Raw genomic sequence first — 14,434 nt, 5'->3', positions numbered from 1 at the left:
TCTTACTCAGCGTGCTGAGACTCGCCTAAGAACACACACAGAACTAACAAAGAGAATCCTCACTCCGGCGCCCGCGCGACGGGCGCGTTCCAGTGCCGCCAGAGCGCAATCATCCGGACGGCGACGACGACTGCGGCCGCCGCGACGGTGACCGGTCCCTCCGGAAGTCGCGCGACGTGACCGACGACGACGAGCACCGAGCCGGCCAGCGCGGCCATCGCGTAGATCTCTTTCCGCAGGACGAGGGGGATTTCCCGGAGCAGCAGATCCCGTACGGCCCCGCCGCCGATGCCGGTCGTCATCCCGATCAGGCACGCGGCGTAGACGGTCGCGCCGGCGTTCAGGGCGATGGTCGTCCCGGCGGTCGCGAAGACGCCGAGCCCGAGCGCGTCGGCGAGCAGCACGCCCCGCCGGAGCCGCGCGACCTGCGGGTGGAAGGCGAAGACGACGAGGGCGGTCGCGGCGCAGACGGCGAGGTAGGGCCAGTTTCGCAGCGTCGTGGGCGGGTGGATGCCGAGCAGGACGTCCCGGATGACACCCCCGCCGAGCGCGGTGGTGAGCCCGACGACCACGACGCCGAAGACGTCGAGCCGAGCCCGCACGGCGGCGAGCGCCCCGGACGCCGCGAAGGCGACGAGCCCGAGGAACTCCAGCGCCGTGAGCAGCATCTACTGGTCGAGCAGGCCCCCGCGATAGGCCAGCAGAGCGGCCTGCACGCGGTTGGCGGCGCCGATCTTCGAGAGCACGGCGGAGACGTACCCCTTGACGGTGGCTTCGGAGAGGTGCAGGCGCCCGCCGATCTCGGCGTTGCTCAATCCCTGCCCGATCAGCGCGACGACCTCCCGTTCGCGTTCGGACAGTGAGGCGAGCAGCTTCCGGGCGGGCTGAGCAGCGCGTTGTTCGTCCCGGTGGGACTGAACCATCCGCGCGGCGACCCCGGGATCGAGGACGGCACCCCCGCGCGCGAGGTCCCTGACCGCCCGGAGCAGCGCGGCGGGATCGATGTCCTTCAGGAGGAAGCCGTTGGCACCGAGCCGGAGAGCGAGGCTGACGTATTCGTCGATGTCGAAGGTGGTCAGCATGGCAACGGTGGGCGGATCGGGAAGGGCAAGGATGGCCCGGAGCGCGCGAATGCCGTCGTCAGGAGCCCGCATCTTGATGTCGAGCAGGGCAACATCGGGGTGGTACCGCCGGGCGACCTCCACTGCGGATCTGCCATCGGAGGCCTCGCCCACGATCTCGATGTCCTGAGCCCCGGACATCATCGCGCGCAACCCCGAGCGCACCAGTTCCTCGTCGTCGGCGAACATGAGCTTGATCAACGAAGCCCTCCGCAACAGCCAGTAGGAGGCGGCTCCCCGCGTCCCGTTAACGAAGGTTACCTACTGTTGTTCAGCAGTTCGAAACCAGACACGACCAGGTGAGGCACTGGTCCGTCCAGGTCAGGTGCGGTGGGCTGTCCGGCTGGGTGTATCCACGCTGTCGGCTGCGGGTAAGAACCACTCACCTGGGTGACGACGAGAGTCTGGTCGCCTCAGTGATCACCCATGGCGGCGAGCCGCGCCACGCTCCCACCAGTCGATGGACTCGCCCTCGTCGGCCATGTGCTGAATGGTGTGTGCGGTGATCTCGGCGTGCGAACCGAATCGCTCGCAGAATGTCCACAGCTTTCGGGCGGCGCGGTGGTACTGGTGGATCACCTCGTCGACCTCGAAGGCATCCAGTTCGCCTGCCCGATGGTGGTCGACCGCCTCGGCCACGCGCGCAACCAGTTCGGCGAGCCGCGCTTCGTGGTAAGCGGCGACAGCCTCACGAGCCGCCCGACGCTCGTCCTTCGTCCCCACAGCAGCACATTATCCGGCACTGGCGCGCGCCCGGGTCAGCGTCGGCGCTTCTTGCTCTTCCCCTTGCTCTTCCGGGACCGGGTCACACCACCGAGCGGATGTGCGGTTTGGACGGACCGGACCTCCTCGAACACTTCGGCCAGCTCCGCGAGCCCCACCTCGTCCGGATGGCCTGACGCGGAGATCGCTTCCGCGAGGTGCGCGCGTTCGTCGGCGGGCACCTCGGCCAACGTCGCTGCCGTCCCTTCCGGCCCGGCCGTCTCCAGCAGCGCGAGGAATTGCTCGGTGATGCCAAGCAGACCTTCGCGCGCATCCAAGTCTTCGAGAGCCAGTTCGCCGCGCTCGACCAGCAGCTGAATCGCGATCGGACCCAGGTCCGGGTCGGCGCGCAGACCGTCGAGCACCGCACCGCCGTCGGAAAGGGAATCGACGAGGATCCCGAGCATGACGGATGCTCGCGTGCGGAACGGGCACGCGCGGACGGCGTCCAGCAGCAAGGGCAGCCCGGCCTCGCGGCCACCGTGCGCGGCCAGCCAGCCGCCGATTTCGGCCACGGCCGCCTCTTCACTGAAATGTTCCGTGACGACGCCCAGCATGGCCGCGGGAGCGGCGGCGGCGAGCTCACCCACCACCGGCGCGAACCGGCCCTCTCGCAGCAGCCGTTCCCGGACCGCCCAGGTCGCCAGCGGAGTGAGGGCGACCAGGTCGAGCGACGGCGCGTCGAGAGCGTCCCGCAGGCGGCCTTGGACATCCGGCGGGAGCTCGGGGTTCTCCGGCACGAGGTCCATGGTGTACATCGGGTCGGCCGGTCCCGTCGTCAGCTCGACCGCACCGAATTCGGCCAGCTTGGTGAGCAACCGCCGGAACTCGCCGGCGAACCCGTCCCGCCACATCGCCTCGGTCGACGGGTCGAGATCGAGGTAAGCACTTTCCAGGCAGGCCAGCCAGGAACTTTCGGCGAGCCGCACCACGGGTATCGGCTCGGGCATCCCGTACACCGTGTTGAGCACGTCCGGCAGCACGAGGTCAAGACAGTCGTCGAGCAGCACGGCGTAGCCGGGGGCCCAACCACGCTCCTTGACCAGCAGGCCCCGCTCGGCGAGCGTGTCGAACGCCGCAGCCCACAAGGCGAGAGCGTTCTTCACCAGCGGCACCGCTTTCGCCACCCGAACGAGCTTGCCCTTGACCACCCGCACGATCCGCGCGCGCTTCGCGATTTCGACGAGGGCGCCGAGGTTCGGCAGATCGGCGCTGCTGCGGACATGGTGGACCGCGCCACCGAGTTCCCATTCGAGCCGGTCACCGGTATCCAGCAGTGACACGAGCTCCCGGGCGTCGGCCAGTTTGAGGGTGCCGGTACCGGTCAGCGCCCGGCCGTCACCCACCCATTCGACGAACTTCCGCAGCTTGACCACGAGTGAGGAGCGTTCCGCGGCGTCCACGAGCTCCGCCTCCGCCGGCAACGACACCGGTAGTTGCGGAAGCGCCCGTCCGGACTGTTCGATGACCTGCCTGGCGGCAAGGTCGGCAACGAGTTCGGCGTCGTATGGGTACTTCCCCTTGCGAACCTCGGCGAGGAAGGCATTCATGGCATCGGAGTCGGCGGGATCGACCCCGTTCCGCATGGCGGTCATCACCCAGTACTTGCCGACACCGAAGTTGCGCTCGTCAGCCATGGCGGCCGGAAACTCGGCCGTCGCCTTCGCAACGGCCTCTTCGAGGTCGGCGAAGGGCTCGCCCGTCGGATCGGCCAGCCCGGTCTCGTGCAGGTACCGGAGGAACCGGAGCAACGTCCCGGGCACAAGCACGGCGTCATCAGCGGTGGCCGACAACGTGCGCGGCACATAAGAGAGGAGGAAGTCCCGAACCAGAGCGGCGGTCCAATAGGCGAGCCGCCCGTCGACCGACGTGTGCCGGAACTCGATCGCCGAGATGACGGCGTACGGGTCGATCTCGCACCCCTGCGTGGCCGCCCAGGCGGTGAAGCGGCGGACCAGCAGGTCCTGCCCCGCCTCGTAGCCCTCGTAGTCGTCCTCGTCGTAGTAGGTCCGCACTCCGGCTCCCGTCCTTTGGAATGCCGAAGACGGTAGTGCCGAGAGCCGGACAACCATCAAGGAGGTCGAACCCGCCTGCGGCCTCAGCGATACACTGAGTGACAAGTTGTCACTGATCACGTCTCTCTGCACCGAGAAGCTCATGGCCTGATCCGGAGCCCGCTCGCGAGCCCCACCACTCTGTCCGCCGGCTGTCGGGTAGCCTGTACGGGATACACAGGCCCTCGTAGCTCAGGGGATAGAGCACCGCTCTCCTAAAGCGGGTGTCGCAGGTTCGAATCCTGCCGGGGGCACCAGACCTGTGAATGCAGGCGACTGCGTCGCCGTCCGAGCGAGCGGTCGCGTCCAGGTGGCTATCGGCAATACTCGTGCAGGAATTCATTGGTCTCTTCGTCGACCGAGTACAAGCACGTGCCTGACATGCCGCGCGTCATCAACACCTTGTACGTATTGCGCACCAGCCGCCCGAAGGTCTGCGGGTCCGTCCTGTTCACCGACCCGTCGTACGACTTGCCTGGTTGAGGCCGCCACTGTCCGTTCCGGATCACCAGGTCCTCGCCGAAAATGACGCCAGACCAGTCGTATTCGAAGCCCTGGGCCGTGTAGATGCAGCCCACCTGACCGAAGCCGTCGGGATCGGACGCCCAATACGAGGCGGACGGGAATCCCTCAGCCTCATGTCCCTGCCTGATGTTCCACGGCCGGCTCCAGCCCCCGATCCGGACGTCCCGGACAGGCGTGTAGCCACCATTCTCACGAAGTGGGTTCTTCCACTCCCAGCAGTAGCCGGCAGCGATCCTGGCGGTCCCGGAGAAGTTGTCCACCTGGCGGTTAAGCCAAGCCTCGAGGCCGTCCGGGGAGTTCACGGAATCGACGACGTACTCGTCGTCCGTCCCGGCGACGAACTCGGACCACACGACCGGGCCACCGCTTGCGACGCCGAGCAACCGCAAGACCCAGTCGTCGTAGTAGGACGAGCCGCCGCACCGGAACTGACCGTCGAGCGTGATCTTCTCGACCAGGCAGCCCTTCGCCTCCGCCACCTCGGCGATCCGCCGAACGGTGTGGGCTTCACCAGGCCGCACCGCTTGGTGTTCGTCGAGCAGGAAGACTGGCACCTTGGCCACATCTATCAGCTGAGCGACCTGGGGTGGGATCTTGTGCTGCCAGCGAGCGGGGACATTGTTGTTGTCGCGGATGCGGTGCGCCTCGTCGCAGATCAGTACGTCCAACGAGTTTTCGGCGCTATGGTCGAAGTTGTTGAAGTACTTGAAGAGGTCCATGATCCGCTCGTCACCGCCGGCGACTTCCCGCCAGAGTGTCTCGGTGAAAGCGCGCGAACCCGTGGCGTGCAGGACTTTCTCCCGCCGACCGGCCAGCGCACTCAAGAGCGCTATCGCGATCGCGCTCTTGCCGGATCCGGGACCACCGCGAACGATGACTACCGTCTTCCGCCAATCGTCGCGCCCAGCCGGACGGTCGGCTCGCTCCACAGCGCTCAGCACCCGGTCGTAGGCGACCTTCTGCTCGTCGAGCAGCAGGAAACTCCCCCTGCCCGCGATCGCGTCGGCAGCCGCCTTGAGCAACGTGCGCGCCGGCGTACGCGGTGCCTCGACGAGGGCCTGAGCGGCACTTCGCGCGGCATCGGCACTGTGCGGGTCATCGGCCAGCAATCCGGTCAAGTCCGCGACCAGATCGCCCATCTGGTCGCGCGTGTACAACTGCCCGAAATCGTCGAAGTGGAAATCGTCCAGGTTCCAGCCGGCCGACCGTTCGGCGTTGTGCAGGTACGCCAACCCCTTCACCTGCGCCGGATTGCGCGCCAGCTGCGGCGTGAAGTCCAGCAGGTAGCGGCAGTACCGCCGGACTTGTTCGGCCGGGTGAAGATCCGGCTGGCCGCTTTGCGCGAAGCCTCGCACCAGGCCCCGTGCGACCATGGTCGGTTTCGACCATTGCTTGAGTTCGACGAGCACGTACGACGGTCGGCCGGTCTCCGGATGCACGCCGCAGAGCATGGCGTCGACCCTGCGGGGACTGTACGGCAACCGGTGTTCGAGCAGGACCTGAACGTGCCCGAGTCCGACGGTGCAAAGCAGGTCGAACAGGGCCGGCAGGCTGTTGCGCCAGGCACCCAGCTGGCCTCGGTCCTCACCTGGCAGGTAGCGCACCCCAGTCTGCCTGGCCAGCTGACGAACAAGAACCTCACGATCGACTCGCCGCAAGTTCTGGGCGGAGTCCGCCGTCGAGAGCAAGCGCAACCTCCCCAAGTCACACTTTCGAATTAACCCGTTCAAGCTATAGCATCGCCCTCTGTTGCAATCAGAGGTCCTGGTCGGCAACCGATTCGTAGCCGACCGGGGCGAATCGACTACCGTGGTCGACACGGCCCGCCGGGCACCGAGGCTCCCTCGTCGTTGCCCCCAAAACCGTCGTCGATGACGCGCGTCTTTGGGGGAACGAAGTGGCTCTGATCCGCGGAACGGCAACCGCGCTTCTCACCGAAGCGAAGGCCGGCCACCTGCACGTCCGGCTCCGCGAGCAGTCCGGTTACGTCCTCGGTACCCGCGCCGGGCTCGGCGAGGTCAACTCCTGGCGCAAAAGCCTGCCGGTTCTGCTCCGCGACCTGGTCGACGCCGGGCTTGGGGAGGTGGAAGTACTGCTGGAGCACCAGCTTCCGCACAGCAAGCAGCGGATCGACGTGGTGCTTTGCGGAACCCACCCCCGCACCGGCGACAGCAGCTTCGTGTTCGTCGAACTCAAGCAATGGTCGAAAGCCGAGATCCACGTTGCCGATGTCCTCAACGTGGCCGGGCTGCCCGGGCACCACCTCCACCCGGCTGAGCAGGTGCGCGGCTATTGCCAGTACTTCACCGATCACACACCCGCGCTGGTCGACCGGCCGGGCGCGGTTCACGGTGTGGCCTATTTGCACAATGCCCGGCGCACGGACGTCGTCGGGCTGACACGTTATCCGGTCAGCACACACAGCCAGTTGTTCACGATGGACGACAGGGCCAAGCTGGCCGACCACCTGCTCTCACTGCTCGACTCCGCCGCAGAACCGAGAGCCAACCGGGCCGCGGGCGACGAGTTCCTCGGCTTCGCCCACCGGCCGACCAAGCCACTGCTCGCCCACGCTGCCGCGGAAATCCAGGACCGCGAACAGTTCGTGCTGCTGGACGAGCAGAAGGTGGCGTACGAACTGGTCATGCAGGCCGTCGAACGATCCAGGGCAGCGCAGACCCGCACCGTGGTGATCGTCGAAGGTGGTCCGGGCTCAGGGAAGAGCGTCATCGCATTGAGCCTTCTCGGCGAGCTGGCCAGGCGCGGGCTCGCCGTCGAACACGCCACCGGCTCGAAGTCGTTCACCGAGACGATGCGCAAGTACGCCGGGCACCGGAGTACCCGTACGAAAGGCCTGTTCAAGTACTTCAACACCTACGTGGGATGCGAGCCTCGCGTCCTGGACGTGCTGATCTGCGACGAAGCTCATCGCATCCGCGAGAAGGGCGTCAACCAGTACACCAGGAAGGAACAACGAGAACGCGCCGACCGCCAGGTCAACGAACTCATCACCGTCGCGAACGTGCCGGTCTTCCTGCTCGACGAGCACCAGACGGTACGACCGGGCGAAATGGGCTCCTTGCGAGAGATCACCGCAGCCGCCGAAGCGCTGGGCTGCGCCGTCGAAGTAGTGCGGCTACAGGATCAGCTGCGCTGCGGCGGCTCCGCGTCGTACGACAGCTGGGTGACACGGCTGCTCGGCCTCGGTGGAAATCCTGAGCCGCCGATCGCTTGGAGCAAGCTCGCCGGCCCGCTCGACGAGGGCATCACGCTCGCGAGCGCCGCATCGCCGGAGGCCCTCGAAGCCTGGGTACTCCACCAGGAAGCACAACACGGTGGCACGGCACGTCTCGCCGCAGGTTTCTGCTGGCCCTGGAGCAACCCCAAGGATGGCGAAAACGGACGCTACCTCGTCGACGACGTCGTGATCGGCGGCTGGAAGCGTCCGTGGAACGCGAAGTCCGAGGGTTCCAAGCCGGTCTTCGGCGTCCCGGGATCGGCCTACTGGGCGACCGACGAACGCGGTTTCGGCCAGGTCGGATGCATTTACACCGCCCAGGGATTCGAGTATGACTGGTCTGGCGTCATCTTCGGCAACGACCTCGTCCGGCGTGACGGCCGTTGGAAGCCGGACCGCACGGCGTCGAAGGACCCAGCAGTGCGCAAGGCGGATCAGCTGCACTTCTCCGCCTTGATCAAGAACACCTACAAAGTGCTCCTCACCAGGGGTATGCGCGGTACCGCGGTGTTCTCCGAGGACCCGGAGACGCAAGCCTTTCTTGAGGAAATGACCAGCTGACCCCGCTGGCTTGGATTACGTGCCCCAGCGGGCTCCGTAGGCCAAGCCCGGCATGAGGCCGCGGAAGAACAAGTGGACCTCCCCCGACGAGTCCACTTGCTCCGGACGTCCCTGGTACGCCGGATCCGACACGTCCCTCTGGAACGCTCTCTCCAGAACAAAAACCTCCGGAGGAGGTGGAGCGGAACCAAAGCGAACCCGCAGGTCGAACGAGTCACAAGGCTGCCGCGGCACCGTCACCATGTACGGCCGCAGCGATTGGGGGCGGAACAGCAGTGCCACCTCACACGACTCGCCCCGGGACAACGGCCGAGGCAGCTCCAGCCCGTATCCCCAGCGCGAGGACGTCTCCATCCCGCGATCGACCAACGAACCGCCGTAGAGGACAGTCACCGCAGGCTGGCCGGCGGGGAGGGATACCGCCAGGTCCAGAAACTCGAGACCCTCCTGATCCGCGACGATCCGACGCCGCTCCAACACCAAAAGCTCGTCCACCACGCAAGCGATCGACAACGATGCCGTGTGCCAGCGGTCGGATGACGAGACGACCGGGTCAGAAGAAGACGCCGATGCCAGCTCCGCCAGCAGCACGATCGCCTCGTCCACTCGACGGCGGACGGTCCGCGGATCCCGGTCCACTCGAGAAGCCGCCCACCGGACCCTGTCCTGGTACAGCGGCTGGCGGGCCTCCGCGGAAATCGCGAAGGCCGCCAGCGCCGCCAAGCGGAGGTCGTCCGGTAGCTGGGCGGCCAGTTCGGACAGACGGCCCGACACCTTCTCCCTGATCGCCACCTGGCCGTCGTCCGACGCGATCGCGCAGGCCGAACGCAAATAGGGCCCCACGCGGCCGTCGAGACGGCCCGCCAGCCCTCGGCCCTTGCGCAGCGTCTTCAGCTCCTGGACCAGCTCAGCGCGCTCCACTGGTTTTCTCATTCAGTGCGTCTCCATCGTCAGCACCCCCTTGTGGACAGCCTGCGGGCGGGCGGTGGACCGGAAGTGGACAGAACGTGCATCACCGACGCGATCAGCGCCGTTCCCAGGCGGACGCCGTCCCGGCTCAAGTAGCAGCGGAACGTCCCGATGCGCCCCAACGCCTCTTCGTCCGCGTCGCCCACTCCGAACGTCACCACTCGAGGGCGGTGCGACCAGGCCGGATCCGACAGGGACGAAAACGCCGGCGGCCAGGTCACCGGGTCCGTCGGCTGGCCGTCGGACAGGAAGAACACCATCGGGCGGTGGACCCGGACCCGGTGCGCCGCGAGCAGGCCCAAGTCCTCCTCGATCACCGCGCGCAGGAACGTGAACGCCGGCCCGAAGTTCGTTCCCGCGCACGCCCCGGGCGCGGGAAGGTCTGCCAAGCCGTCCATCGGCAGCATCCGCTGGACCAGAACCGGCTCCTCCCCGAAGCCGATCACGCTGCACAGCACCCGGTCGGTGATCGACGCGTCCGCGTGCACCGCGCCGCGGAACTCGCGCAGGCCCTGGTTCAGTTCTTCGAGGTGGTCGGCCATCGAAAGCGAGACGTCGCACGCCACGTAACACGGCAACACGTCGGACCCCATACCGGTTTCTCCTTCACCCCTGATTCGACCGGCGGAAGCCTCGCAACCCCGCGTGTATCGAACGTGCAAGAAATGCGGATCACCGAAACTCCAACGGCCGATTGCGCGACATCAACAGGGGAAAGCAAGCTGACGCCGGGGAGGCTGCGTGGAGTTCCGGATGCTCGGCCCGCTGGAGGCGTGGCACGACGGCGCACCGGTGCCGCTGGGTGACCAGCAGCAGCGGTTCGTCCTCGTCGTGCTGCTCCTGAACGCGAACAAGCCGGTGTCGAGCGCCCGCCTCGCCGAGATCGTCTGGACCGGGCGGGAAACCAAACCCACCCTGGTGCGCAGCTACGTCAAGCGGCTGCGCGACGTCGGCGTGAGCATCGAGACCACCCCCACCGGCTACCTCCTGCGGCTCGGCGACGACCAGCTCGACACCGTCCGGTTCGACCGGCTGCGCGACGAGGCCGGCCGGGCCGACGACCCGCGGCGGAAGATCGAACTGCTGCGGGAGGCCGTCGGCCTGTGGCGGGGGCGGTTCCTCGAGGACATCGACATCGACCGCGTCGGCGGGCCGGAGGTCGTGGTCCCGGAAGAGACCCTGCCCGACGCCGTCGGCGACCTCGCCGAGCTGGAGCTCGACACCGGCGACCACCGCTCGGCGCGCGACCGGCTGCGGCCGCTCGTGCGGTCCGATCCCGCCAGCCAGAAGCACGCCGGGCTCCTCATGCGTGCCCTGCTCGCCGGCGGTGACCAGGTCGGCGCGCTGCGCGTGTTCCAGAGCACCCGCGCCGCGCTCGCCGAGCTGCGGATGGAGCCCGGTCCCGTGCTGCGCAACCTCGCCGCGCGCGCCGAACACGGCGAACCGCCCAGCTCGCTGCCGTCGCGGCCCGGCGGGTTCACCGGACGCGCCGAGGAACTCGCGGCGATCGAAGCGGCCGCCGCGGCCGGCCTGGACGCGGTCTGGGTCAGCGGCGCGCCCGGCGTCGGCAAGACCGGCCTCGCCGTCGAGGCCGCGCACCGGCTGCGCGACCGCTTCCCCGACGGCCAGCTGCTGGCCCGCCTCAACGGCTTCACGCCCGGCGTCGCCGAGACCACCGTCGGCGACGCGCTCACGGAGCTGCTGGTCGAGCTCGGCGTGCCCGCCGAACAGATCCCGGCCACCGTCGGCCGGAAAGCCACGCTCTACCAGACGACGTTGTGGGGCACGCGCACGCTGGTCGTGCTGGACAACGCCGCCTCGCCGGAGCAGATCCGGCCGCTGCTGCCCGAGGCCGACGGCTGCCTCGCCGTCATCACGAGCCGGCGGATGGGTGACGTCGGGGAACCGGTGCGGCTTTCGCCGTTGCCGCCGGACGAAGCCGCCGAGCTGTTCACCGCGTTGACCGGCCCGGCGCGGGTGCGCGGGCGGGCGGCCGACGTCGCGCTGGTCGTCAAGCGCTGCGGGTACCTGCCGATGCCGATCCGGGTGGCGGCCGCGCTGTTCCGGCGGCACGAGCGGTGGCCGCTGGAGCACCTGCTGCACCTGCTCGAAGAGGGCGGCCCCTGGGGCGAGGACGACGGCATCGCCGCCGTCCGGGTGTCCTACCAGCAGCTCGGCGAGCCGCAGCGCGCGATGTTCCGGCTGCTCGGCAGCCTGCCCGGGCCGGACGTCGGCGTCGCGGGCGGCGCGGCGCTGGCCGGTTGCGACGTCGCCGAGGCGCGGCTGCTGCTCGACGACCTGCACGAGGTCAGCCTGCTCGAGGAGGCCGCGCCGGAGCGGTACCAGATGCTGGACCCGCTCAAGGAGTTCGCCGCCGTCGAACCGGCGTCGGAGCAGGCGCTGGTGCGGCTGCTGGACTTCTACCTCGTCACGCTCGCGGCCGCGGTCGGCGCCGCGTACCCCTTCGACCGGGCGCAGTTGCCCGCGCCCGGTCGCTCCTGCCCGGTGACGCCGCAGTTCGCCGACGAAGCCGCCGGCCTGCGGTGGATCGTCGCCGAACGGGACAACCTCGTGGCCGCGATCCGCTACGCCGCCCGGCACGGCCTGCCCGAGCACACCTGGCGGCTGGCCGTGCTGCTGTGGCGCTACTTCAACACGACGAACCAGTTCGAAGACTGGATCGGCACCCTCGAACTCGCGTGGAAGACGGTCTCGGCCGACCCCGGCAACGACTGCGGGCAGGCGCACGTCCTGCTCCGGCTGGCCACCGCGAACGACCGGCGCGGGCACCTCGCGCAGGCGCTCGAGCTGGCCGCGCGGGCGTTGCCGAAGTGGCGGCGCCTCGGCGACCCGCGGGGCGAAGCGGCGACGTTGTGCGCGCTCGCGATCCCGACGATGGAGCTGGGCAAGCACGAGCAGGCGATCGCCCACCTCGAGGCGGCGCTGGAGAAGTATGAGCAGAGCGAGGACCGGCGCGGCGAGGCCCACGCGTTGAGCATGCTCGGCTACCTCAACGAGCTGCACGGCAACCTCGACGTCGCGCTGCGCCAGCACTCGGCGGCCGCGCGGTTGCTGCGCGAAGTCGGGCACGTCCAGGGTTTGGCGCACGCGGTGAACAACCTGGGGTCCGTGCAGGAGCATCTCGGTCTGCTTTCGGAGGCGCTGGCCAGTTACACGGAGGCGCACGGGCACGCCGCGGAGGTCGGTGACCACTGCGTCGAGGCCTACGCGCTGAACAACATCGGCAACGTGCACCGGAAGCAGGGTCGGTTCACCCAGGCGGTGCGCTACCACGACAAGGCGCGCGAGGTGGCGGCGAACGTGCCCGACGCCGACCTGCGCATGCAGCTCTACCTCGACCGCGGCGCGACGGCGTTGGCCCGGGGCGCGCGGCAGGACGCCCTGGCGGCGTGCGAAGCGGCTCTGGACCTGGCTGCCGGGGCCGGGAACCGCACCTACCAGGCCCGGGCGCACCTCGGTGTCGCGGAAACGCTGCACGCGATGGGCGAGCACGACCGCGCCGTCAAGCACTGGGACGCGGCCGCGACCGCGTTCGCCGAACTCGACCTGCCGGAAGCCGGCGAAGTGCGTGAAACACGCGCGGCCTTGGATTGCGCCTGCGCTTCGCGGTGACCGGGCCGGCCTGGTTCGCGGCCGGCACGGCCGGCACGTCAACCGTGCCAGGGGTTGCCGTCGGTCCCCGCCGGCGGCGGGGTGCTGCTCGACGGCGGCGTGCTGCCGCCACCGTCCGCGGACGCCGTGGTGGAACCGATGATCGGCGCCGCGGCGATGATGCAGAGCGCGAGCACGGGGCCGCCGATCTTGGCCAGCTTCTTGGGCATGGACATGACGAATCCTCCAAGGGAATGGGATTTGACCAGGGATTCCGGAGGAAGTTCCGGCCCTGCACCCAGGATTCGTCACGCGGAATGGCACAACAAGGCGTTTCCTGTTTCCTGTTTCAATAGGAAACAGTCAACTCCCGGGAAACAGAAGAGCGCCGATGAGGAGGAGGACGCCGGCCGCGACCAGGGCCGCGGTTGTCGTCGTCGCGTTCAGGAGCGCGCCCAGGACCGCCACGCCCAAGACCGCGCCTGTCTGGCGGGACGCGTTCAGTGCTCCACCTGCGATGCCTGCCAGCTCACGGGGTGCCGAGCCGACTACAGCCGTCAGCAGCGAGGGAATCGCCAACGAAACCCCGAAACCCAGCATCGCCAACGCGACCACCGACAAAGCGGGAAAGAACGCCTGGAGCAACGCACCTGACGCCATCAGCAAGAAACCCGATACCGCGGGAACACGCGAACCGATCCGGGCGACCACTCTGCCGGTGAAGATCGGGTTGAACGCCGTCGGGATCGTCAACGGCAGGAATGCCAACCCCGCTGCCGACGGCGAATAGCCGCGCGACTGCTGGAAATACAGCGACAGCACGAACAACACGCCCGACAAGGCGAAGTTCACGATCGCGCCCGCCAAGAGGTTCCTGGAAAGCAACGACACCGGCAGCATCGCGTCCGGACGGCGTTGCGAGACCACGAACACCGCGGCCGCGGCCAGGGACACCATGAGGACCCAGAAAACCGACTCCACCAGCGCATACGTCAATGTCGACAAAGCGACCACCGCCGATATCTGGCCCGCCCAGCCGACCCGGCCCGGCTTGGGCGGCGTCGGCGGGGCCGAGCGGGACAAGGCGAGCGCGACCAGCGCCACCGGGACGTTCACCAGGAAGATCGCGCGCCAGCCGAAGGCCTGGGTCAGGACACCGCCCAGTAGCGGGCCGGCCACCAGGCCCGTTCCGCTCACCGCCGCCCAGACGCCCATCGCCTTGGCTCGCGCGGCAGGCGTGGGATAGGCCGAAGCGATCAGGGACAGCGAGGACGGCACCAGCAGCGCGCCCGCCACGCCGAGCAACGCGCGGAGGGCGATCAGCACCGCCGGCGACGGGGAAACCGCCGACAACAAGGACAACGCGGCGAACGACAGCAAGCCCGTGAAGAACACGCGGCGGGCGCCGAAGCGGTCCGACCACGCTCCGGCCGTCAACAGGAACGCCGCGAACGTCAGCGTGTACCCGTTCGAAATCCATTGCTGCTCAGCCAAAGACGGCGACATGGACGGCAACGCCACCGTCACGATCGTCGTGTCCAGCATGACCAGGAAGTAGCCCAGCGAGAGGCCCGTGAGAAGTCTTGCCACAC

At 68.4% G+C, this 14,434-nt stretch carries 11 protein-coding genes and 1 tRNA gene; 3 read left to right on the top strand and 9 right to left on the bottom strand.

The window, feature by feature from the left end; translation table 11 throughout:
* Window positions 1-59 precede the first annotated feature (59 nt).
* From ACERZO_RS06085 to ACERZO_RS06070, 4 genes are all read right to left on the bottom strand, one after another.
* Entirely contained in the window at window positions 60-668 is a 609-nt protein-coding gene (locus ACERZO_RS06085) for a trimeric intracellular cation channel family protein (protein WP_372663115.1), read from the bottom strand.
* Entirely contained in the window at window positions 669-1,322 is a 654-nt protein-coding gene (locus ACERZO_RS06080; RefSeq protein ID WP_003087851.1) for a response regulator, read from the bottom strand.
* 219 nt (window positions 1,323-1,541) lie between these two features.
* Window positions 1,542-1,844 carry a hypothetical protein gene (locus tag ACERZO_RS06075; protein WP_372663112.1) on the bottom strand — a complete coding sequence of 101 codons (303 nt, stop codon included), beginning with the start codon at window positions 1,842-1,844 and terminating at the stop codon, window positions 1,542-1,544.
* 35 nt (window positions 1,845-1,879) lie between these two features.
* Window positions 1,880-4,042, bottom strand: a complete 2,163-nt coding sequence (locus ACERZO_RS06070; protein WP_372663110.1) for a hypothetical protein — start codon at window positions 4,040-4,042, stop codon at window positions 1,880-1,882.
* Window positions 4,043-4,118: 76 nt separating this feature from the next.
* Here ACERZO_RS06070 and ACERZO_RS06065 point away from each other — a divergent pair.
* Window positions 4,119-4,194: transfer RNA gene (locus tag ACERZO_RS06065), tRNA-Arg, on the top strand.
* Window positions 4,195-4,251: 57 nt separating this feature from the next.
* Here the strand turns inward: ACERZO_RS06065 and ACERZO_RS06060 are convergent.
* The gene (locus tag ACERZO_RS06060) at window positions 4,252-6,066 is read right to left on the bottom strand and encodes a DNA/RNA helicase domain-containing protein (RefSeq protein ID WP_372663108.1); all 1,815 of its coding nucleotides are present in this window, start codon (window positions 6,064-6,066) and stop codon (window positions 4,252-4,254) included.
* Between the two features lie 293 nt (window positions 6,067-6,359).
* On the opposite strand from ACERZO_RS06060, the gene ACERZO_RS06055 reads away from it, so the two are divergent.
* The gene (locus ACERZO_RS06055) at window positions 6,360-8,261 is read left to right on the top strand and encodes a DNA/RNA helicase domain-containing protein (protein ID WP_372663106.1); all 1,902 of its coding nucleotides are present in this window, start codon (window positions 6,360-6,362) and stop codon (window positions 8,259-8,261) included.
* A gap of 15 nt (window positions 8,262-8,276) precedes the next feature.
* Here the strand turns inward: ACERZO_RS06055 and ACERZO_RS06050 are convergent, their stop codons facing one another.
* A complete protein-coding gene (locus ACERZO_RS06050) occupies window positions 8,277-9,182 on the bottom strand; it encodes a hypothetical protein (protein WP_372663104.1) in 906 nt (301 codons plus the stop codon).
* Between the two features lie 29 nt (window positions 9,183-9,211).
* Window positions 9,212-9,823, bottom strand: coding sequence for a vWA domain-containing protein (locus ACERZO_RS06045; protein ID WP_372663102.1), 612 nt, complete (start codon window positions 9,821-9,823; stop codon window positions 9,212-9,214).
* Between the two features lie 148 nt (window positions 9,824-9,971).
* Here ACERZO_RS06045 and ACERZO_RS06040 point away from each other — a divergent pair, with 148 nt between their 5' ends.
* A complete protein-coding gene (locus ACERZO_RS06040; RefSeq protein ID WP_372663100.1) occupies window positions 9,972-12,863 on the top strand; it encodes an AfsR/SARP family transcriptional regulator in 2,892 nt (963 codons plus the stop codon).
* Between the two features lie 38 nt (window positions 12,864-12,901).
* Here ACERZO_RS06040 and ACERZO_RS06035 read toward each other — a convergent pair whose 3' ends face one another.
* Entirely contained in the window at window positions 12,902-13,078 is a 177-nt protein-coding gene (locus ACERZO_RS06035; protein WP_329054933.1) for a hypothetical protein, read from the bottom strand.
* 127 nt (window positions 13,079-13,205) lie between these two features.
* Window positions 13,206-14,432 carry an MFS transporter gene (locus ACERZO_RS06030; protein ID WP_372663098.1) on the bottom strand — a complete coding sequence of 409 codons (1,227 nt, stop codon included), beginning with the start codon at window positions 14,430-14,432 and terminating at the stop codon, window positions 13,206-13,208.
* Window positions 14,433-14,434: the final 2 nt, after the last annotated feature.

This window comes from Amycolatopsis kentuckyensis (assembly GCF_041679295.1).
Classification (GTDB): domain Bacteria; phylum Actinomycetota; class Actinomycetes; order Mycobacteriales; family Pseudonocardiaceae; genus Amycolatopsis; species Amycolatopsis kentuckyensis_A.
The sequence above is the reverse complement of the archived record's forward strand: the minus strand, read 5'-3'. Positions and strand labels throughout refer to the sequence as shown.

Coding starts and splice junctions, on each gene's coding strand:
- ACERZO_RS06045 (WP_372663102.1), bottom strand. CDS start 9,823: ATGGGGTCCGACGTGTTGCCGTGTTACGTGGCGTGCGACGTCTCGCTT.
- ACERZO_RS06070 (WP_372663110.1), bottom strand. CDS start 4,042: ATGAGCTTCTCGGTGCAGAGAGACGTGATCAGTGACAACTTGTCACTC.
- ACERZO_RS06085 (WP_372663115.1), bottom strand. CDS start 668: ATGCTGCTCACGGCGCTGGAGTTCCTCGGGCTCGTCGCCTTCGCGGCG.
- ACERZO_RS06035 (WP_329054933.1), bottom strand. CDS start 13,078: ATGTCCATGCCCAAGAAGCTGGCCAAGATCGGCGGCCCCGTGCTCGCG.